The following is a 19,595-nucleotide window of genomic DNA, read 5'->3' as shown; positions in this document are numbered from 1 at the left end:
CTCCCGCCGGCTTCGGCTTCGCCTCGCCGCTTCGCCTTCATGGTGTTGCGCAGGAAGTCACCCCGCCGACTTCCTGCGCAGAAACGGCTGGTTGGTTGACGCCCGAGCTTCGAGGACTCTCTTCACGACGTCGGGTCCATGAACCATCAGGCTGTGCAGTGCGCTGACCTGCCGGGCACCGGCCCACACTCCGGTGGTCGGTACGGCGAACTGCCGCAGTTCGATCCGTTCGGTCATGAACGCCGTGCCCGACCAGCCGAGGACACGGAGCAGTAGCAGGGTGGATGCTTCGGCGATCTCCGCCATCCGGTCGGTTTTCCTGAAGAGCGTCAGGAGCCCCGTTGGGTCCGCCGCCAACCGAGTCCAGAAGGGACTGACCCCGTAACGTCCGCGAAGGACGTGTTCCACCCGGCGGACGCTGCGTCGCACACCAGCCCGGAGGGCGGTGCCGCGTCAGCTGAGGATCTTGCTGTCGAATCCGTCGGCCAGAAGCCGCTGGTACGCATCAAGGACCGTCTCCGGAACATCTTGGGCGACGGCGAACCCATGCCTCGGGTACTCGATCACCCGCTGGAGGTCGCCCACGAGGCTGTCGATCACGAGTTGGCCGTCGCCGATGCTTTTCACGTAGTCGTTCAGGTTCATCGGGGTCGAGGTGCATACCACCTCAGCCTCCGGCCACACCTTGCGGCATGTCGCGTATGCCCGGCGCTCCATGTAGGGCATGCTCACGAGCAGCACCGACCGTGCCTCGACGCCGGCGGCCTCCAGGACCTCACGGGAGAACTGGATGTTCTGGCCGGTGTTGCGGGCACGGGGCTCCTGGTGGATCGCCTGCTCGGGAACCCCGAGGGCGATGGCGTGCTCGGTGAAGTGCGCGGCCTCACCGCGGGGGAAGAGCTCCGGCCGGGACGGGTTCGGCCCACCGGTGAACACGACCTTCTGAACCAGGCCGTCCAGATACAGCATCGCCGTCTCGGCTGCCACGCCAAGGTCATGGCAGCCCAGGCCGATCGCCACATCGCACGGCCGCCGCTCGTGCCCCATCCGGTGGTATTCCCAGATCAGCGTGGCGTCCGCCCACTGCCAGTCGGTGATCTCGCGCTGCTGCGCGTCCGCCACGTTCTTCTCCCACTCACTGAAGGCACCGTGCTCGCTGGAATTCAGATCGGATGCCTCGGATGCTCCTTCGTTGGTGGGTCATACCGTACTTGTCCGCCATCACCTCGGCCCTGTCCAGCAGAGCGAACCCTTCCCCGGCCGTCGCGCGATCGGTCAGCGGGATGTGCCCGTGCGCGGTGGTCAGCCGCACGTCCTGCATGGGCGCCGAACCGTTGGTGTTCGTCCTCGCCACCTCGATCAACCGCACTGCCTCGCCGAGATTCCCCGCACCGCGGTACGCGAGCGCGAGCTTCTGGTTCCCTGTCGCCCAGTCCTCCACCTCACCCAGGTTCTCGAACACCCGGATCGCCGACTCGGCGATGCCGATGGCCTGTTCGTGCTCGCCCTGCTTGTCGAGCGAGGTTCCCACCCACAGGGCCGCCCGAGTCCGATCCCGTGTGCTGAGGCGGACGTCACCGGAAAGGTCCGAGTACTGGCCCGCCGCAGCCGAGAGCTGTCCGGACATCTCCGTCACCACAGCCAACGCCAGGTCCAACTGGGCCGTCCGCCGGGGGATATCGAGCTGGGTGTACAACAAGCGGGCCTTGGCGTACGAGGCCGACAGCGGGCCGAGCAATGCACCCTGATCACGCGGAGGTCGCCCACCAGGGCCGTCGAGCGGGCCAGCAGGTAGAGGCCGCCGAGGCCGCACCGAACTGCCCTTCGCGGCCGGTCCGGGCAGGACTGGTCGCGTGTCGGTCTACAGCGAGACGAACGGGGTCGGCTTCCTCGCCGACAGGATGGCTCCGGACATGTCCTTCCGGCGGGCGGTGCGAGCCGTGGCGAGCGCGTTCGACGCCGGGGAGGTCCACCTGACCGGAGGGGAACCCACCCTGCACACGGAGGTGCCCGCGTTGGTCGCGGCGCTCACCGGCATGGGGCTGAGCGTCGGAATGACCAGCAACGGGGAGCGCGGTCGGCAGGTGATGCCGCAATGTTCGGCGGCCGGACTCAACCGGATCAACGTCTCGGTGTTCGGCACGACCGCCGAGGAACTCGGGGCCGTCCAGTCCGAGCGGTTCAGGTCAGCGGGTCTGGCCGGGACGAAGATCCGCGCTGCGCAGCAGACCGTCCGGGCCGCCGTTGCCGACGGCGTCAAGGTGTCCGTGAACATCGTCGTTCCCGGAATGGCGCACGTGGACCGGGTCGTCAACCTGGTCGAGTCGTACGGCCAGTTCGCGGACGTGCGGATGCTCACCAGCATCCAGCACGGGCCGGAGTCGGTGGCGGCGATCTCCGAAGTGCTGGCCCGGGTCGGCGCGGAACCGGTGCTCCGGACGTTCACCGCCGGCACCTCCGACGAGCGCACCCTCTATCGGGCGCTCGGCAGCCGGGCGGTCTACGTCAAGCGGCTGCTGCCCGTGCGGCTCCCCGACACCTGCGCGTCGTGCCGGTTCAACAACGACACGGACTGTGAGGAGGGCTACTACGGCATCCGCCTGTACCTCACCGAGCAGGGGGAGTACATGGTGGGCGTCTGCATCCAGCGGATGGACCTTTGCGTTCCGTTGGCCAAGCTGCCGAAGAGCGGGATCGTGGAGGAGGCGCAGGCCTTCAAGGATGCCGAGGTCCGGAGGCTGACGCGCGAGTACGGCGCTGCCGCCTGAGTGGCGGGCCCTGGCTGGTGGGGCCTTGGCGGCCTCGCTCGACCCGAGCGAGGCCGCCGGCCCGGCGGCGTAGGAAGTCGGCCCGGTCGACTTCCTACGCCCGGGGGTGTCCGGGCCCGGCGGCGTCGAGGCGGCGGACGAGGGCGCGCAGGGCGCGCAGTTCGCGGTCCAGGGCTTCGGCGCCGCGGGCGGTGAGGGAGACCCAGGTGCGGGGGCGGCGTCCGACGTAGCCCTTGGCGACGGCGACGAGGCCGGACTCCTCCAGGACCTTGAGGTGGCGGGACAGGTTGCCGTCGGTGGCGCCCAACTGCTCTTTGAGGAAGCCGAACTCGACCCGGTCGGCCTCGCGGGCGATGGTCAGGATGCCCAGCCGGACCCGCTGGTGGACGGTGTCGTCCAGGGCCAGGGTCGGGTGCTGCTCCCCGGCTTCGTCGGCAACGCTCATGAGGTGACCGTACGGGATGCCCCCGGTGTGCGGCGGGCCGCCGTCCACTGCGCCAGCCCGGCGGCGAGCAGGACCGCCGCCAGGAGCAGGGCCTTCGGCTGCGGGCCGTCGGCCCAGCCGCCGTCGCCCCGGTCGAGCCACGGCAGCCAGCCGCTCTCCCACGGTGCCGCGAGGTAGGCGGTGAGCAGTGCCGTGTGGAGGAGTCCGGCGGAGGCCGCCAGGGGGCTGCGCTCGGCGAGCCCGAGGACGATCAGGCCGATGCCGGCCACGTACCAGGGCGAGGCGTAGGTGTTCGCGAGCAGGGACAGGGCGAACGGCACGCGGTTCACGAACAGCAGGGCGAGCAGCACGGTGGTGGCCAGGATGCCGAGGCCGACCGCGGTGCCGAGCCAGCCGACACGGCGCGGGACGATCCCGCGGGCCTCGCCGCGCCGCCGGTACCAGCGGGACAGCACCAGCCAGGCGAGCGGGAGCAGCGCGTACCAGACGCCCCAGGCCAGGAAGCGGAGGACGGCTCCGTCGAACTCGCCGGCGAGGCACGGGGCGTCCGGTGCGTGCGGGACGCAGAGGCCGATGAGCTCGGAGTACGCGAAGAGCGGATAGGACGTGACGGACCGCCCGTTGGCGCCGAAGTTGTAGGCCTGGCCGGAGATCGGCGCGGCGGCCAGGGCGAGCAGGCCGAACCCGAGCAGTGGCACCCCCGAGCCGCGCAGCCGTGTTCGGGTCCGGGCCCGGAGCCCTTCCGTCTCGGCGAGGAGTTCGGCCGGCCCGGCCCGGTGCTCTGTCGTCATGATCCACCCCTTGTCGCGCACAATCGCTTTGCTGTGCCATGAACTTTGCATCGCAAAGTGAGCTGCCGTCAAGGGCACTTGGGGACGGCAGGCCCCGGGAACGCCGAGGGCCCGCACGTTCGACGCGAACGTGCGGGCCCTGGGAGGATTCGGGCTCAGCGGGTGGCGAGGGCCTCCAGGACGCGGTCCAGGGAGGTGCCGAGGCCCCAGCGGGCGGAGAGCTCCTCCAGGGTCATCGGGTAGAGCGGCTCGCGGGGGAGGGCTGGGTCGAAGGCCGGCAGCGGGGCGTCGTCGGCGACGCGGACGACCTTGGGGGCGACGTCGAGGTAGCCGGCGCCCTCGACGATGTTGCGGCGGCGGGCCGGGGTGAGCCTGGAGCCGAGGTCGAGGGCGGCGGCGCGGATGGCCGCGAGGTCGCCGTACTCGTTGATCAGCTGGGCGGCGGTCTTCTCGCCGATGCCCTTGACGCCGGGCAGGCCGTCCGACGGGTCGCCGCGCAGGGCGGCCATGTCGGCGTACTGGGCGCCGCGCACGCCGTACTTCTCCAGCAGCAGCGCGTCGTCGGTGACCTGGAGGTTGCCCATGCCCTTGACCGGGTAGAGCACCGTGATCCCGCGGGCGTCGTCCACCAGCTGGAAGAGGTCGCGGTCGCCGGTGACGATCTGCACCGGCCCGGCGGCGCGGGCGGTGAGCGTGCCGATCACGTCGTCCGCCTCGTAGTCGGGGGAGCCGACCCGGGCGATGCCGAGCGCGTCCAGCACCTGCTCGATCACCGGGACCTGCGGGGCCAGCGTGTCGGGCACCTCCTCCTCGCCGTCCTCGGCCGCCTCGGCGACCCGGTGGGTCTTGTAGGAGGGGATGAGGTCCACCCGCCACTGGGGGCGCCAGTCGGCGTCCATGCAGGCCACCAACTGGTCGGGCCGGTGGTCGTGGACCAGCCTGGCGATGAAGTCCAGCAGCCCACGGACGGCGTTGACCGGCTCACCCTGCGGCGAGCGCAGGGTGTCCGGTACGCCGAAGTAGGCCCGGAAGTACAGGCTGGCGGAGTCGAGCAGCATCAGTCGCGGTGCGGTCACGACTCAGCATCATGCCGCACCGCGGTGACGGGCGGGTGTTGTCAGTGCTCGTGCGGTCCGGCGCGGTGGACCGGGCCGTGGGCGTCGGCGCAGTGCTCGACGGTGGAGTCGGCCGGGGTGGTGATCTGCAGCAGCGCGCCCGCCTCGTCCTCGCCGACGTGGTCGACCTGAAGGGTGGAGTGGGTGATGCCGTACTCCTCCGAGAGCCGGCGCTGCAGGGAGCGCCGCACCGCATGGCAGTCGCCGCCGGGGGTGACCAGGATGTGCGCGGACAGGGCCGGCTGACCGGAGGTGATCTCCCAGATGTGCAGGTCGTGGATCTCCTCGACCAGCGGCTCGGTGACCATCCGGTCGGCCACCGCGTCCGGGTCGATCCCCGCCGGGGCGGCCTCCAGGAAGATCCGCCCGGAGTCCCGGACCAGCGCGATGCCGGCCTTGAGCATCAGCGCGACGACGATCAGCGAGGCGATCGCGTCGGCCCGGGCGAAGCCGGTGATCAGTACGACCGCACCGGCGACGGCGGTGGCGATGAAGGCGTAGAGGTCGGTCAGCACGTGCTGGAAGGCGCCCTCGACGTTCAGCGAGCTGCGGTTGGCCTTGGACATGCACCAGGTGGCGGCCAGGTTGACCACGATCCCGACCAGTGCGGTGATCAGCACCAGTGAGCCGGTGACCTCCGGCGGTTCGAGCAGCCGGGTGATCGCCTCGTAGCCCAGCCAGGCCGACAGCACCAGCAGGGTGACCCCGTTGGCCTGCGCGGAGAGGATCTCGGCGCGCTTGAGGCCGTAGGTGTAGCCGCCGCGGGCCGGGCGGGCGGCGAGCCGCATGGCGATCAGCGCGAGCACGATCGAGGCGGCGTCGGTGAGCATGTGGGCCGCGTCCGAGATCAGCGCCAGGGACTGGGCGGCGAAGCCGACCACGACCTCGCCGGCCATGAAGACGACGATCAGGGCGAGGGCGCTGAGCAGCCAGCGGCGGTCCGCGTCGGCGGCTACGCCGTGCGAGTGGCCGCCGTGCCCGTGCCCTCCGGAGCCGTGCCCGTGCGAGTGGCCGCCGTGCCCGTGCCCTCCGGGGCCGTGGGAGTGTCCGCCGGAGCCGTGCGAGTGCTTCTGGTCATGCGCATGATCATCGTGCGAATGCTCGTGCCCGGCCATGGAGGTCCTCTCTGGGCGCACGGGTGGGAAAGGGGGCGTGGCGCGACCGCCCCGCAACCGAAGTGAACCGCAGAATCGACAAAGATCCAAAGGTTGTACTGGTGACCGTTGTCGTTCCCGTCCGGGCGGCCGGACCCGGCGCACTCCGCAGCCGCCCAGCGGGCCGAACTCCCGTTCCCTCATGCCCAGTTGTGCTACCCCAGTGCCAGCGGGTCGAGGACCGCCGCGGTGGCCGCCCGGGCCAGGGCCCGCATCAGCCGCAGGTCCTCCCCCTGCTCCGGATGCCACTGCACCCCGAGCGTGAACCCCGGACCCTCCACCGCCTCCACCGTCCCGTCCGGCGCGTGGGCGCTCACCCGCAGGCCGGCCCCCAGCCGGTCGACGGCCTGGTGGTGGAAGGTCGGCACCTCCAGCTCGCTCTCCGGCAGCAGCCCGCCCAGCAGCGTCCCCGGCACCGGCCGCACCGGGTGCGAGCCGTAGAGCCCGGGCGAGCCGCCGTGCACGTCCACCGGCACCACGTCCGGCAGGTGCTGCACCAGCGTCCCGCCGCACACCACGTTCAGGATCTGCATGCCCCGGCAGACCGCCAGCAGCGGCATCCCCGCCGCCAGCGCCGACCGCAGCAGCGCGACCTCCCAGGCGTCCCGCTCCGGCGACTCGATCTCGGTCGCCGGATGGGCCGGCTGCCCGTAGTACGCCGGGTCGATGTCCGGCCCGCCCGCGATCACCAGGCCGTCCAGCCGGGCCAGCACCTCCGGGGCGCGCTCCGGGACGTCCGGCGGCAGCAGGACCGCGATCCCGCCCGAGTCCCGGACCTGCGCGGTGTATCGCTCGGGCAGCAGGGCCACCCGGCGGCCCCGCCAATCGCTCCAACTCGCGTCCACCAGGTAGGTGCTGACGCCGATCAAAGGCCTGCGATCCATGGCGCGCATTCTCCCCCCGGAGCACCTGATCCACCGTCAGCCACGCGCGTCGGCGCGCCACGGGCACCCGACACCCACCCGCCCTCTTCCGCCCCGCGAGTCGCAGGCCGTACGGTTCGCTGTGACCGCTTGATCTCGAAGAGTGATCGAGGAGGAGGGTTCGGCATGTCCGAACTGCCCGAACAGGCCGCCGCCGGCTCGCCGGCCCGGCCGCCGCTGACCCTGGACGGGCTGCGCACCCTGGTGGACTCCGGCGAGGTGCACACCGTCGCGCTCGCCTTCACCGACATGCAGGGCCGCCTCCAGGGCAAGCGCTTCGCCGCCCGGTTCTTCCTCGACGAGGTCGCCGAGCACGGCGCCGAGGCCTGCGACTACCTGCTGGCCGTCGACGTCGACCTGAACACCGTGGACGGCTACGCCTTCTCCTCCTGGGCCACCGGCTACGGCGACTTCGCGATGCGCCCCGACCTCGGCACCCTGCGGCTGACCCCCTGGCAGCCCGGTACCGCCCAGGTCACCGCCGACCTCGCCCGGCACGGCGGCCACCCGGTGGACGCCGCCCCGCGCCAGCTGCTGCGCCGCCAGATCGCCCGGCTCGCCGAGCACGGCCTGGCCGCCGACATCGGCACCGAACTGGAGTTCCTGGTCTTCCGCGACACCTACGAGCAGGCCTGGCTGGGCGGCTACCGCGGCCTGACCCCGGCGAACCTCTACAACGTGGACTACTCGATGCTGGGCACCGCCCGGGTCGAGCCGCTGCTGTCCCGGATCCGCACCGAGATGGCCGGCGCCGGCCTGGTGGTGGAGTCCGCCAAGGGCGAGTGCAACCTCGGCCAGCACGAGATCGCCTTCCGCTACACCGACGCCCTCACCACCTGCGACCAGCACAGCGTCTACAAGACCGGCGCGAAGGAGATCGCCGCCCAGCTCGGCTGCGCGCTCACCTTCATGGCCAAGTACGACGAGCGCGAGGGCAACAGCTGCCACATCCACCTCTCGCTGCGCGACGCCGTCGGCGCCCCCGCCTTCGCCGACCGGGACGGCCGGATGACGGACACCATGCGGTACTTCCTGGCCGGCCAGCTGGTCGCGCTGCGCGAGTTCAGCCTGCTGTACGCGCCGAACATCAACTCCTACAAGCGCTACCGCCCCGGCTCCTTCGCCCCGACCGCCGTCGCCTGGGGCCGGGACAACCGCACCTGCGCCTACCGGGTGGTCGGCCACGGCCCCGGCCTGCGGATGGAGAACCGGGTGCCCGGCGGCGACGTCAACCCGTACCTCGCGGTGGCCGGGATGATCGCGGCCGGCCTGCACGGGCTGCAGCGCAAGCTGGACCTGCCCGCGCCCTGCCTCGGCAACGCCTACGCGGTCGAGGAGTACGTCCGGGTGCCCGGATCGCTGCGCGAGGCGGCCGAGCTGTGGGCGGGCAGCGCACTGGCCCGCGAGGCCTTCGGCGACGACGTGGTCGAGCACTACCTGAACATGGCCCGGGTCGAGCAGGCCGCCTACGACGGGGCGGTCACCGACTGGGAGCGCTACCGATCCTTCGAACGGATGTGACGCATGACCGAGCCCGACGCGAGCGCCGGGAGCAGCACCGTCCGCAATCCCGCCACCGGCGAGGTGCTCGCCACCGTCCCCGACACCGCCGCCGAACGGCTGGACGCGGCCGTCCGGCGGGCGGCTGGGGCCCAGACCGGCTGGGCGGCGCTCGCCCCCGGCGAACGCGCCCGGCTGCTGCGCCGGTTCGCCGACCAGGTCGAGGCGCACGTCCCCGAGCTGGCCGCCCTGGAGGTGGCGGAGGCCGGCCACCTGCCGGCCAACGCCCACTGGGAGGCCGGCAACGTCCGGGACCTGCTGGAGTACGCGGCCGGGGGAGTGGAGCGGCTGACCGGCCGGCAGATCCCGGTGGCCGGCGGCCTGGACGTGACCTTCCACGAGCCGGTCGGCGTGGTCGGGGTGATCGCACCGTGGAACTTTCCGATGCCGATCGCCGCCTGGGGCTTCGCCCCCGCTCTCGCGGCCGGCAACGCCGTCCTGCTCAAGCCCGCCGAGGCCACTCCGCTGACCGCTCTGCGGCTGGCCGAACTCGGCCTCGCGGCGGGCCTGCCCGAGGGCCTGTTCCAGGTCGTCCCCGGCACGGGCACCACCACCGGCCGGGCCCTGGTGGACCACCCGGCCGTCCGCAAGATCGTCTTCACCGGCTCGACCGTCGTCGGCAAGGAGGTCGCCGCCCGCTGCGCCGCCCGCGCCAAGCGGGTCACCCTGGAACTCGGCGGCAAGAGCCCCAGCATCGTCTTCGCCGACGCCGACCTGGCCCGCGCCGCCGACCCGATGTCCTTCGCCGACAACAGCGGCCAGGACTGCTGCGCCCGCAGCCGGATCCTGGTCCAGCGCGAGGTGTACGAGGACTTCCTCGCCCTGCTGCTGCCCGCCGTCGAGAGCCTGCGCACCGGCGACCCGACCGACCCGCAGACGGAGCTCGGCCCGCTGATCTCGGCCGCCCAGGTCCGCCGGGTGGCCTCCTACCTCACCCCCGACCTGCCGGTGCTGGCCCGCGGCAAGGTCCCGGACGGGCCCGGTTACTGGTACCCGCCGACGGTCGTCGGCCCCGAGGACCCGCAGGTCCCGGCCGTCACCGAGGAGATCTTCGGCCCGGTCGCCGCCGTCCTGCCGTTCACCGACGAGGCCGACGCGCTGCGCCTGGCCAACGCCACCCGCTACGGCCTGGCCGGCTCGATCTGGACCCGGGACGTCGGCCGGGCGCTGCGCCTGGCCCGCGGCGTACGGGCGGGCAACCTGTCGGTCAACTCGCACTCCTCGGTGCGCTACTGGACGCCCTTCGGCGGCTACGGCGAGTCCGGGGTCGGCCGCGAGCTGGGCCCGGACGCGCTGCGCCACTTCACCGAGACCAAGAACGTCTTCATCCACAGCGAGGAGTGACAGCCCGATGAGCGAGAAGCACGCCGCGCGGGACGAGGTCGTCTGCCGCCGGCTGGTCGGCCGCACCGCCGTGGTCACCGGCGCGGGCAGCGGGATCGGCCTGGCCGCCGCCCGCCGGCTCGCCTCGGAGGGGGCGAAGGTGGTCTGCGCCGACCTCGACGAGGAGACCGGGCGGGCCGCCGCCAAGGAGGTCGGCGGACTGTTCGTGCACACCGACGTCACCGACCCGTACATGGTGGAGGCGCTGTTCGACGAGGCGTACGAGACCTGCGGCAGCGTGGACGTCGCGTTCAACAACGCGGGCATCTCGCCGCCCGAGGACGACTCGATCCTGACCACCGGCCTGGACGCCTGGCGCAGGGTCCAGGAGGTCAACCTGACCTCGGTCTACCTGTGCTGCAAGGCCGCGCTGCCGTACATGCGCCGGCACGGGCGCGGCTCGATCATCAACACCGCCAGCTTCGTGGCCCGGATGGGCGCGGCCACCTCGCAGATCTCCTACACCGCCTCCAAGGGCGGGGTGCTGGCGATGTCCCGCGAGCTGGGCGTGCAGTTCGCCCGGGAGGGCATCCGGGTCAACGCGCTCTCGCCCGGACCGGTGGACACCCCGCTGCTGCGCGAGCTGTTCGCCGCGGACCCGGAGCGGGCCGCCCGCCGGCTGGTGCACATCCCGCTCGGCCGGTTCGCCCGGGCCGAGGAGATCGCCGCCGCGGTGGCCTTCCTGGCCAGCGACGACTCCTCCTTCATCACGGCGAGCGAGTTCCTGGTGGACGGCGGCATCTCCGGCGCGTACGTCACCCCGCTGTAGCCGCCGCCGGTGGGAATCCCGGCCGCGCCGGCCGCGCCGGACGGGGTTCTCACCGGAATCTCATCGAAAACGGCGGGAATTCCCGGCTGCGCTGATTTCGCGTTTATCCGGCTGCCTTTAGATTCTCTTCTGTGAGCGAGCAGATTCCCGCCGGGTGGTACCCGGATCCCAAGGACACCACGAGCGACCCGAGGCCGCAGCGGTGGTGGGACGGCAAGGGCTGGACGGCCGACACCCGGCCGGCACCCTCGGACGCCCCCGCCTCGGACGCCCCTGCGCCGGGAGCGGCCGAGCAGCCCACGGTGCTGGAGGGCGAGGTGCTGGAGAGCGGCCCGACCGTCCGCTACCCGGAGCCGCCGCCCTTCGGCGCCGCCTACGGCACGCCCGGCGGGCCGCCGCGCAAGGCCCGGCGCAAGCCCTCCAAGCTGGTGCTGGCGACCACCGTGGCCGCCCTGCTCGGCCTGGGTGTCGGCGCCGGGGTCACCTACCTCGCGACGGACGGCCACGGGGACCGCGCCCCGCGCAGCGCCCGCCCGGTCCCGCAGGGCGGCTACGGCCCGTGGGGCGGCGCCCCGGACTTCGGGGACCCCGGCAACGGCGGCAACGGCGGGAGCGGGAACGGCAAGGGCGGAAACGGCGGCAAGGGCGGGAACGGGGGCGGCAACGGCGGCGGCCGGACCAGCCCGAACGCCGACAAGGCGATCGACGTGGTCAACCGGCTCACCCTGCCGGTCCCGGACGGCTGGGAGGCCGGCACCACCCCGGACGGCTACGCCTCGCTCAGCGTCGGCTCGTACACCTGCGCGGACGGCAAGGGCAGCTGCTCCCTCGGCGGCGTGAACACCGGCCGGATCGACGGCGGCGGCACCGACGCCCAGGCGGCGGCCAAGGCCGACATCGCGACGGCCGCCAAGGCCGCGTACGGCGACGTCACCGGGCACCAGGAGCTCAAGTCCGAGGCCGTGAAGGTCAACGGCCAGGACGGCTACCTGGTCCGCTGGAAGGTGGACGCGCCCAAGGGCAACAACGGCTACGTGCAGACCGTGGTCTTCCCGTCCGCCGACGGGAAGACGCTGGTCTCGGTGCACTTCGGCTTCGACATCGCCGACAAGTCGCCCGACGTCGCGGTGATGGACACCGTCGTCCAGGGCATCTCCGCCTACAAGGGCAAGATCCCGAGCATCCCCGGGCTGCCCGGGACGGGCTCCGGCTCCGGCGGGTCCGGTGCGGACGGCGGCGTCGGGGGCACCACCACCTGAGCACCGCGCTCCTCACACGGCGGCGGCCCACCCGGGAGGGAACCCTCCGGGTGGGCCGCCGTTCGTCGTCGTACGGGTGGTGCCACGGGAGCCGGGCCGGACGGGGGTGCGCCGGCCCGGCTCCCGTGCCCGGCGTCAGGAGTCGCGTCGAACAGCCTCGACGCGACGGCGCCGGAGCACCATGCCGGCCCAGCCGACACCGATCGCGGCAGCGCCCGCGAGCAGCAGCGGACCGGTGGCCGAGGTGCCGCCCACGGCCGCGGAGGCGGTCGGGATCACCTGGCCGGCCGGGGAGTCCGGGTCCCCGCCGTGGCCGTGGTGGGCGACCGTGGACTTGGACGCGTCGGCCGCGATCTGGGCGTCGCTGGGAGCGGCCGGGGCCTGGGCGGCGAGCGCCGACACGGCCGTGGTGGAGGCGCCGAAGTCGACGTCGGAGCAGGAGTAGAAGGCCTCCGGGCTGTCGCTGCGCTGCCACACCGTGTAGAGGACCTGGCGGCCGGTGCGCTGCGGCAGGGTACCGGAGTAGGTGTAGGACCCGTTGACCGCGTTGCGGTCGACCTGCACCTTGGCCACCGGGGTCTGGTCGAGGTCCGACCACTTCAGCGGCTTGGTCGGGTCGTAGCCCGCCTTGGTGATGTAGACGGTCTGGGTGCCGACGTGCGGCGCGGTGGTGCGGAACTGGAAGGTGAAGGTCCCGGCCTTCACCGCGGTGGCCGGCCAGTCGGTGCGCGGCCAGTCCAGCGCCGCGTACTTGTCGCGGTTGGCCGAGCAGAGCTTGCCGTCCGGGATCAGCGCCTGGTGGTTGCCGTTGGCGTTGGCGATGTTGACCTCGTTCCAGTCGTACAGCGGCTGGGTGCCGCTCGCGGCGACGAGGTCCTTGCAGATCTGGGACACCGGGTGCTCGGGGCCCTCGGCGTAGCAGGCGGCGACCCGGCTGACGGGGTTGGTCATCGTGCCGTGGGCGCTGGCGGTGCCGGCGGTGGCACCGGCCACCGCGAGGAGCGCGGCGCCGATCACGCCGACGGACAGGGCATTGCGCTTGATGGACATGGGGTGGGGACTCCTTGACCGTCGTTCCGGGCACGTGTGGGGGAGGAGCGGGCACGCCTGCCCGTTCGGGGGCCGCCGGCCCGGCGCACGGCCCCCGGCCAGAGCGTAGGATTGGTCTGGACCAGATGGCAATAGCCGCGCGTACTGTGCTTGTTGACGGACTGTAGGCCCCCGAGCAGCGCAAAGGCCCGACGGACGGCCGTGGTTAGCCGTTCCATCGGGCCCCGTTAAGGCTCCGGAAAGGTCAGAGGTTCAGACTGTTGATCGTGTGAGCCTGGACGACCTTGCCGTGGATCTTGGCGTTTCCGCTGATCTCGTTGTGCACCGTGCCGGGCGCCCGATCGGGTCGATCCGGTGCGAACTCGTCGAGGATCGCCTGGAGTTCGGCCACCATGGTCCGGTCGTTGGCCAGCAGTCGGCGTAGCTTCGGCTCCCACTCGCCCTGTGCGCTCTGGGCGGCGACCTCGCGGCCGTCTTCCGGTGTCGCGATCAACTCGGCCTGGGTTTCGTCCAGTTCCTCGGAGGCCGACTCCGCCCTGCGACCGAACATCGCGGCAACGCGCGGCTTGACCCGTTCCCAGGCCGAGGTGACCATGAGGCCGGCCAGAACGGTCGCGCCCCTTGTGGCGATCTCCGTGATCTCGGGTTCCATACCGCCCCCTTGTTGTTCGTGGTGTCGGCACCACGGTAGGGCAGAGCCGGACGAAGCGTCAGAGGAACGTCCTGCCCTCGCCCCGGTACGTCGGCACGGTCCGTACGATCCGGTCGTCCTCGATCAGGTGCAGCTCGGCGAAGCGTTCGCACAGCTCACCCGCCTTGGCGTGCCGGAACCAGACCCGGTCGCCGATCAGCAGGTCGTCCGCCGCGGAGCCGAGCAGCGGGGTCTGCACCTCCCCGGCGCCCTCCATCGGGTCGTAGCGCAGCCCGGCCGGCAGGTACGGCACCGGCGAGCGGTCCGGGCCGGCCGCGCCGGAGGCCGGGTAGCCGCCGCCGAGGACGGTCACCACGCCGAGGCCGGGGCGGCGCACCACCGGCTGGCCGAAGAGCGCGGCCGGGCGGCCCCGGAACGTGCGGTAGTTGTCGAACAGCTGCGGCTGGTACAGCCCGGAGCCGGCCGCGACCTCGGTGACGGCGCGTTCGGCCACGGTGGACTCCACGCTGCCGGTGCCGCCGCCGTTGACGAACTCCAGGTCGGCCACCTGTCGCAGTCGCCGGACCGTCGCCGCGCGCCGCTCGGCCAGCTCGGCCCGGGCCTTGGCCTGCATCAGCCGGATCAGCCCGGAGCGCACCGGCCGGCCGGGCACCCGGTCGCCCACCCCGGCGACGTGCCCCTCGTACGCCATCAGGCCGACCACCCGGAAGCCCCGGCGGCGCTGGACGAGCTCGGCGAAGGCGCCGAGGTCCTCGGGGGTGCGCAGCGGTGAGCGCCGGGCGCCCACCCGGACCCGGCCGCCGAGCAGGTGCAGCGAGGTGTCCAGTTCCAGGCAGACCCGCACCTCGGCGTCGCCGCCGCGGGCCCGGTCGATCAGGTCCAGTTGGGCCGGGTCGTCCAGCACCACGGTGATCTCGCGGGCGGCCCCGGGGTCGGCGGTCAGCTCGGCGAAGCCGGCCCGGTCGGCGGAGGGGTAGGCGAGCAGGATGTCGCGGACGCCGGTGCGGGCCAGCCAGAGCGACTCGTCCAGGGTGAAGCTCATCACCCCGAGGAAGCCGTCCACGGCCAGCGCCCGCTCCAGCAGCGCCCGGCAGCGGATCGACTTGCTGGCCAGCCGGATCGGCTTGCCGCCCGCCCGGCGGACCAGGTCGGCCGCGTTCGCGTCGAACGCGGCGAGGTCCACGACGGCCACCGGCCCGTCCAGGTGGGCGGTGGCGCGGTCGTACCGGAGGCGGTCGGAGACCGGGGCGGGCGCGGTCGCGGGTGCGTCGAGGATCACCATGGGCGCAGGGTGCCACACCGCGCTACCGGTGGGTAGGCCCCGCGTACGGGGAACGTGCGGGGAAATGGGGCCGCTCGCGCGCGGTGGCATAGGGTCGGGCGGGTGGACCGCAAAGACTTCTCCAACCCGGCGTTCGTCGGCAAGAGCATCCCGAACCCCGGCTTCTCCGACGACGACGGCACCGCCGACCCGGCGCTCACCGAGGCCCTCGCGCGCTGGTCGCAGGACGGCGCGGCCGAGTCGGAGGTGCTGGCGGCGCTGACCCCCACCCGGCTGATGGTCCCGATCGTCGCGATCCTCGGCGAGGTCGAGGTGGACGCGCACGGGCACCGGCACGAGAAGACCAGCGACATGGCCGTCCCGGTGCTGGAGGCCCCGGACGGGCGCCGCGCGCTGCCGGCCTTCACGTCGCTGGAGGCGCTGGCCCGCTGGCGCGCCGACGCCCGTCCGGCGCCGACGGCGGCCCCGCAGGCCGCGATGGTCGCCTTCTCGGAGCGGGCCGACACGCTGCTGATCGACCCGGCCGGGCCGGTGCCGTTCCGGCTGAGCGGCGCCCGGCTGCGGGCGCTGGCGGAGAACCGGCCGTTCCTGCCGCCGGCCCTGGACCCGGAGGTGCGCGAGGCGGTCCGCGGGCTGCTGGCGGCGGAGCCGCAGGTGGTTACCGGGCTGCTGGCGGGCTCGGAGGGCTCCGACGGGGTGCTCGCGGTGGTGTTCGACCCGGCGCTGGACCAGGCGGGGCTGCAGGCGGCCGCGCAGCGGGTCGGGCGGGCGGTGGCCGCGGACCCGCTGCTGCGGGTGCGGCTGGACCGGGGGCTGGACCTCGCGGTGCTGCCGGCGAGTGCGGAGCTGCCGGGGGAGCCGCTCTACAGGCGTTGACGGAGCGGGAGGTCCGGCACGCGGGTGCCGGACCTCCCGCGAGCGGTCTCAGGAGTAGACCGGCCCGGTGAACTTCTCGCCCGGGCCCGCGCCCGGGGCGTCCGGGACGATCGAGGCCTCGCGGAAGGCGAGCTGGAGCGAGCGCAGCCCGTCGCGCAGCGGCGCGGCGTGGAAGTTGCTGATCTCCGGGGCACCGGCGGTGACCAGCCCGGCCAGTGCGGTGATCAGCTTGCGGGCCTCGTCCAGGTCCTTGTCCTTGTCGCCGCCCTCGGCGAGACCGCACTTGACGGCGGCGGCGCTCATCAGGTGCACCGCGACGGTGGTGATCACCTCGACGGCCGGGACCTCGGCGATGTCGCGGGTGAGGTCGTCGAAGCCGATCGCGTCGTCGTCCGCGCCGGGGTTCTGGGTGGGCTCGCTGCTCAAGGTGGGCTCGTTCCATCGTGTTCGGTCTGTCCGTACCCATGGAGCGTACAAGGGCCCCTTCGGTACCAGGACGCGGCCGTATCCGCGCCGGGAGGCGGCCGTTCCCCGCGCCGGGAGGCGGCCGCGCGAAGGGGCGGAATGGCGTTCGCCCCCCCGACGCTGTAAGCTTCGAGACTGACCGGCCGGGATCCCGTATGGGCACTCGGCCAGCAAGTGGAGGCTCCACTGAGGAGGCCCGAGAGGGCAACCGCGAAAGTCTCCCACCTGGTCGGCCTCAGGGTCGACGGGTCCCGGTCCGCGACGGGCGCCCCTGGCGCCGAGTCGCCGCAGCGCCCCTCACCGGGCGTCGCCCCCGGTTGTGTGGAGCCCCGCTTGTACCGAGCGGGGCTTTTTTCGTGTGGCGGTGTACGTACCGGACAGCGCAGCACGAATGAAGCCCCGCCCAGTGGTCGAGTCCACTACGTGCGACCGCCGTCCGACGGCCGCATCGCAGAAGGTGCAACCGAGGAGGCCCCATCAGCACCGAGCCCCGCATCAACGACCGGATTCGCGTCCCCGAGGTGCGACTCGTCGGTCCCAGCGGCGAGCAGGTCGGCATCGTGCCGCTTGCCAAGGCGCTGGAGCTCGCGCAGGAGTACGACCTCGACCTGGTCGAGGTCGCGGCGACCGCCCGGCCGCCGGTGTGCAAGCTCATGGACTACGGCAAGTTCAAGTACGAGTCGGCCATGAAGGCCCGTGAGGCGCGCAAGAACCAGGCGCACACGGTCATCAAGGAGATGAAGCTCCGGCCGAAGATCGACCCGCACGACTATGACACCAAGAAGGGTCACGTCGTCCGGTTCCTCAAGCAGGGCGACAAGGTCAAGATCACGATCATGTTCCGCGGTCGTGAGCAGTCCCGCCCCGAGCTGGGCTTCCGTCTGCTTCAGCGGCTTGCCGACGACGTCCAGGACCTGGGCTTCGTGGAGTCCTCGCCCAAGCAGGACGGCCGTAACATGATCATGGTCCTTGGCCCGCACAAGAAGAAGACCGAGGCGATGGCCGAGGCCCGCGCCCTCGCGGACGCCCGCAAGGCCGAGCGTCAGGGCCGCACCGCCGGCTCCGACGCCGCTGCGGACACCGAGGACGAGGACGTTGTGACCGAGGTCGAGGACGTCGAGGTCGAGGACGTCGTGACCGAGGACGAGGACGTCGCGACCGAGGCGCAGGACGCCCCGGCCGAGGCGCCGGCCGTCGAGGCCGACGCTCCGGTCGAGCAGCCGGCCGCCTCCCAGGGCGCCTGAGCCCTCACCGGCCAGGAGGCCCGGGAGACCGGCCCCCAGGGTGACGGGGCGGCCCGCCCGGTCACCGCAGATCCATCCAGTTCACGCCCGCGCGGCGCACGTCGCGCGGGCGCGGACGGGACTGACGAGGAGATACGGCGAAATGCCGAAGCAGAAGACGCACAGTGGCGCCAGCAAGCGCTTCAAGATCAGTGGCTCTGGCAAGGTGCTGCGCGAGCGCGCCGGCCGCCGCCACCTCCTGGAGCACAAGCCCTCGACGCTGACCCGCAAGCTGGCCGGGACCGTCGAGCTGGCCCCCGCTGACGCCAAGAAGATCAAGAAGCTTCTCGGCAAGTGATCGCCCTCCCGCCCGGCGCGAGCCGCGAGCGGGGCAGCTGATCCTTCCCGACCCATTCGAATGACGGACCACGTGAAGTAGTCCGTGGTCCAACCCAAGGAGTAATCAAGTGGCACGCGTCAAGCGGGCAGTCAACGCCCACAAGAAGCGCCGGGTCATCCTGGAGCGCGCCAGCGGCTACCGTGGCCAGCGTTCGCGCCTGTACCGCAAGGCCAAGGAGCAGGTCACCCACTCGCTGGTCTACAACTTCAACGACCGCAAGAAGCGCAAGGGCGACTTCCGTCAGCTGTGGATCCAGCGCATCAACGCTGCGGCCCGTGCCAACGGCATCACCTACAACCGCTTCGTGCAGGGCCTGAAGGCCGCCAGCGTCGAGATCGACCGCAAGATGCTGGCCGACCTGGCCGTCAACGACCCGGGTGCGTTCGCCTCCCTGGTCGAGGTCGCCCAGAAGGCGCTGCCGGCCGACGTGAACGCCCCGAAGGCCGCCGCCGACGCCGCCTGATCTTCCGAGATCGGTTGAGCTCTGACCGGACCCGCAGGCTCGCCTGCGGGTCCGGTCCTGCTTTCCCCCTCCTTCAGCGCCTCCGGAGAACGAGACCATGCCGAGCACCGACACCCCCCTGCTGACCTCCCTGCGCTCGCCGCGCGTCGTGGCCGCCCGCCGGCTGGCCAAGCGCAACCAGCGCACCAAGGAGCGCCGCTTCCTGGCCGAGGGCCCGCAGGCCGTCCGGGAGGCCATCGCCTTCGGCAGGCTGCCGGGCAGCGGCGAGCACGCCGTGGTCGAGGTCTACGCGACCCCGGAGGCCGCCGAGCGGCACGCCGGCATCGTCGAGGCCGCCCTGGTCGAGGGACTGCCGGTGCTGACCGCCACCGACGAGGTGATCGCCGAGATCTGCGACACGGTGACGCCGCAGGGCATCGTGGCGCTCTGCCGCTTCATCGACACCCCGTTCGCCGAGGTGCTCAAGGCCCGTCCGAAGCTGGTCGCGATCCTCGCCCACGTGCGCGACCCCGGGAACGCCGGCACGGTGCTGCGCACCGCCGACGCGGCCGGTGCGGACGCCGTGGTGCTCACCGACGCCTCGGTGGACCTCTACAACCCGAAGGCCGTCCGGGCCTCCGTGGGCAGCCTGTTCCACCTGCCGGTGGCGGTCGGGGTACCGGTCGAGGAGGCCGTCGGCAGGCTGCGCGAGGCCGGCGTCCGGGTGCTCGCCGCGGACGGCGCGGGGGAGCGCGACCTGGACCAGGAGCTCGACGAGGGCACCCTGGGGGCGCCCGGCGCATGGGTGTTCGGCAACGAGGCCTGGGGGCTTCCGGAGGAGACCCGCGCGCTCACCGACGAGGTCGTGCGCGTCCCGATCCACGGCCACGCCGAGAGCCTCAACCTGGCCACCGCGGCGGCGGTCTGCCTGTACGCCTCCGCCCGCGCCCAGCGCTCGCCCGGCGGCTGCCGCTCGAACGCCTGACGCACCCGGGGGCGCGTCAGGATCCACGCGGCAAGCCCTACTGCGCGGGCCTG

General features: G+C 72.6%; 22 protein-coding genes. 10 read left to right on the top strand and 12 right to left on the bottom strand.

What is annotated here, in order from left to right:
• Positions 1–57: 57 nt before the first annotated feature.
• The 3 genes from ACWGKU_RS15100 to ACWGKU_RS15090 form a co-directional block, all read right to left on the bottom strand.
• Positions 58–306 carry a hypothetical protein gene (locus ACWGKU_RS15100; RefSeq protein ID WP_401053056.1) on the bottom strand — a complete coding sequence of 83 codons (249 nt, stop codon included), beginning with the start codon at positions 304–306 and terminating at the stop codon, positions 58–60.
• Positions 307–453: 147 nt separating this feature from the next.
• On the bottom strand, positions 454–1,122 hold the full coding sequence (locus ACWGKU_RS15095) for a YdcF family protein (protein ID WP_452177284.1): 669 nt from the start codon (positions 1,120–1,122) through the stop codon (positions 454–456).
• 13 nt (positions 1,123–1,135) lie between these two features.
• Positions 1,136–1,738, bottom strand: a complete 603-nt coding sequence (locus ACWGKU_RS15090) for a hypothetical protein (RefSeq protein ID WP_452177285.1) — start codon at positions 1,736–1,738, stop codon at positions 1,136–1,138.
• A gap of 115 nt (positions 1,739–1,853) precedes the next feature.
• On the opposite strand from ACWGKU_RS15090, the gene ACWGKU_RS15085 reads away from it, so the two are divergent.
• The gene (locus ACWGKU_RS15085) at positions 1,854–2,768 is read left to right on the top strand and encodes a radical SAM protein (RefSeq protein ID WP_452177286.1); all 915 of its coding nucleotides are present in this window, start codon (positions 1,854–1,856) and stop codon (positions 2,766–2,768) included.
• Positions 2,769–2,862: 94 nt separating this feature from the next.
• On the opposite strand, the gene ACWGKU_RS15080 is transcribed toward ACWGKU_RS15085, so the two are convergent.
• From ACWGKU_RS15080 to ACWGKU_RS15060, 5 genes are all read right to left on the bottom strand, one after another.
• Complete coding sequence (locus ACWGKU_RS15080; RefSeq protein WP_401053050.1) at positions 2,863–3,213, bottom strand: winged helix-turn-helix domain-containing protein; 351 nt, start codon at positions 3,211–3,213, stop codon at positions 2,863–2,865.
• Positions 3,210–4,004: a hypothetical protein gene (locus ACWGKU_RS15075; protein WP_452177287.1), complete on the bottom strand. Its 795-nt coding sequence runs from the start codon at positions 4,002–4,004 to the stop codon at positions 3,210–3,212. The genes ACWGKU_RS15080 and ACWGKU_RS15075 overlap by 4 nt, the downstream gene beginning before the upstream one ends.
• 155 nt (positions 4,005–4,159) lie before the next feature.
• Entirely contained in the window at positions 4,160–5,062 is a 903-nt protein-coding gene (locus ACWGKU_RS15070; protein ID WP_452177307.1) for a 5'-3' exonuclease, read from the bottom strand.
• Positions 5,063–5,121: 59 nt separating this feature from the next.
• Complete coding sequence (locus tag ACWGKU_RS15065) at positions 5,122–6,234, bottom strand: cation diffusion facilitator family transporter (protein WP_452177288.1); 1,113 nt, start codon at positions 6,232–6,234, stop codon at positions 5,122–5,124.
• Positions 6,235–6,428: 194 nt separating this feature from the next.
• A complete protein-coding gene (locus ACWGKU_RS15060; protein WP_452177289.1) occupies positions 6,429–7,157 on the bottom strand; it encodes a gamma-glutamyl-gamma-aminobutyrate hydrolase family protein in 729 nt (242 codons plus the stop codon).
• A 165-nt stretch (positions 7,158–7,322) separates the two neighbouring features.
• On the opposite strand from ACWGKU_RS15060, the gene ACWGKU_RS15055 reads away from it, so the two are divergent.
• The 4 genes from ACWGKU_RS15055 (at position 7,323) to ACWGKU_RS15040 (ending at position 12,167) form a co-directional block, all read left to right on the top strand.
• The gene (locus ACWGKU_RS15055; RefSeq protein ID WP_452177290.1) at positions 7,323–8,717 is read left to right on the top strand and encodes a glutamine synthetase family protein; all 1,395 of its coding nucleotides are present in this window, start codon (positions 7,323–7,325) and stop codon (positions 8,715–8,717) included.
• A gap of 3 nt (positions 8,718–8,720) precedes the next feature.
• Positions 8,721–10,100 (top strand): aldehyde dehydrogenase family protein, encoded by a 1,380-nt coding sequence (locus ACWGKU_RS15050; RefSeq protein ID WP_452177291.1) that lies wholly within the window; start codon positions 8,721–8,723, stop codon positions 10,098–10,100.
• Positions 10,101–10,107: 7 nt separating this feature from the next.
• Entirely contained in the window at positions 10,108–10,908 is an 801-nt protein-coding gene (locus ACWGKU_RS15045) for a 3-oxoacyl-ACP reductase (protein ID WP_380455629.1), read from the top strand.
• Between the two features lie 131 nt (positions 10,909–11,039).
• Positions 11,040–12,167, top strand: a complete 1,128-nt coding sequence (locus tag ACWGKU_RS15040; RefSeq protein WP_452177292.1) for a DUF2510 domain-containing protein — start codon at positions 11,040–11,042, stop codon at positions 12,165–12,167.
• 135 nt (positions 12,168–12,302) lie between these two features.
• Here ACWGKU_RS15040 and ACWGKU_RS15035 read toward each other — a convergent pair whose 3' ends face one another.
• The 3 genes from ACWGKU_RS15035 to ACWGKU_RS15025 form a co-directional block, all read right to left on the bottom strand.
• The gene (locus ACWGKU_RS15035; RefSeq protein WP_452177293.1) at positions 12,303–13,217 is read right to left on the bottom strand and encodes a lytic polysaccharide monooxygenase auxiliary activity family 9 protein; all 915 of its coding nucleotides are present in this window, start codon (positions 13,215–13,217) and stop codon (positions 12,303–12,305) included.
• Positions 13,218–13,461: 244 nt separating this feature from the next.
• Positions 13,462–13,869, bottom strand: a complete 408-nt coding sequence (locus ACWGKU_RS15030; RefSeq protein WP_452177294.1) for a hypothetical protein — start codon at positions 13,867–13,869, stop codon at positions 13,462–13,464.
• Between the two features lie 58 nt (positions 13,870–13,927).
• On the bottom strand, positions 13,928–15,151 hold the full coding sequence (locus tag ACWGKU_RS15025) for an amino acid deaminase/aldolase (protein ID WP_387736214.1): 1,224 nt from the start codon (positions 15,149–15,151) through the stop codon (positions 13,928–13,930).
• A gap of 102 nt (positions 15,152–15,253) precedes the next feature.
• Here ACWGKU_RS15025 and ACWGKU_RS15020 point away from each other — a divergent pair, with 102 nt between their 5' ends.
• A complete protein-coding gene (locus ACWGKU_RS15020) occupies positions 15,254–16,027 on the top strand; it encodes an SseB family protein (protein WP_452177295.1) in 774 nt (257 codons plus the stop codon).
• A 48-nt stretch (positions 16,028–16,075) separates the two neighbouring features.
• Here the strand turns inward: ACWGKU_RS15020 and ACWGKU_RS15015 are convergent, their stop codons facing one another.
• On the bottom strand, positions 16,076–16,453 hold the full coding sequence (locus ACWGKU_RS15015; RefSeq protein ID WP_329928691.1) for a DUF1844 domain-containing protein: 378 nt from the start codon (positions 16,451–16,453) through the stop codon (positions 16,076–16,078).
• A 515-nt stretch (positions 16,454–16,968) separates the two neighbouring features.
• On the opposite strand from ACWGKU_RS15015, the gene infC reads away from it, so the two are divergent.
• The 4 genes from infC (at position 16,969) to ACWGKU_RS14995 (ending at position 19,542) form a co-directional block, all read left to right on the top strand.
• On the top strand, positions 16,969–17,736 hold the full coding sequence (gene infC, locus ACWGKU_RS15010) for a translation initiation factor IF-3 (protein ID WP_401043852.1): 768 nt from the start codon (positions 16,969–16,971) through the stop codon (positions 17,734–17,736).
• A gap of 142 nt (positions 17,737–17,878) precedes the next feature.
• On the top strand, positions 17,879–18,073 hold the full coding sequence (rpmI, locus tag ACWGKU_RS15005; protein WP_030055648.1) for a 50S ribosomal protein L35: 195 nt from the start codon (positions 17,879–17,881) through the stop codon (positions 18,071–18,073).
• Positions 18,074–18,182: 109 nt separating this feature from the next.
• Entirely contained in the window at positions 18,183–18,578 is a 396-nt protein-coding gene (gene rplT, locus ACWGKU_RS15000) for a 50S ribosomal protein L20 (RefSeq protein ID WP_030055649.1), read from the top strand.
• A gap of 97 nt (positions 18,579–18,675) precedes the next feature.
• A complete protein-coding gene (locus ACWGKU_RS14995) occupies positions 18,676–19,542 on the top strand; it encodes a TrmH family RNA methyltransferase (protein ID WP_359905921.1) in 867 nt (288 codons plus the stop codon).
• Positions 19,543–19,595: the final 53 nt, after the last annotated feature.

The sequence above is a fragment of the Kitasatospora sp. NPDC054768 genome, from assembly GCF_053612025.1.
Note: the sequence above shows the minus strand (reverse complement) of the source record. Positions and strands in the feature narration are given on the sequence as shown.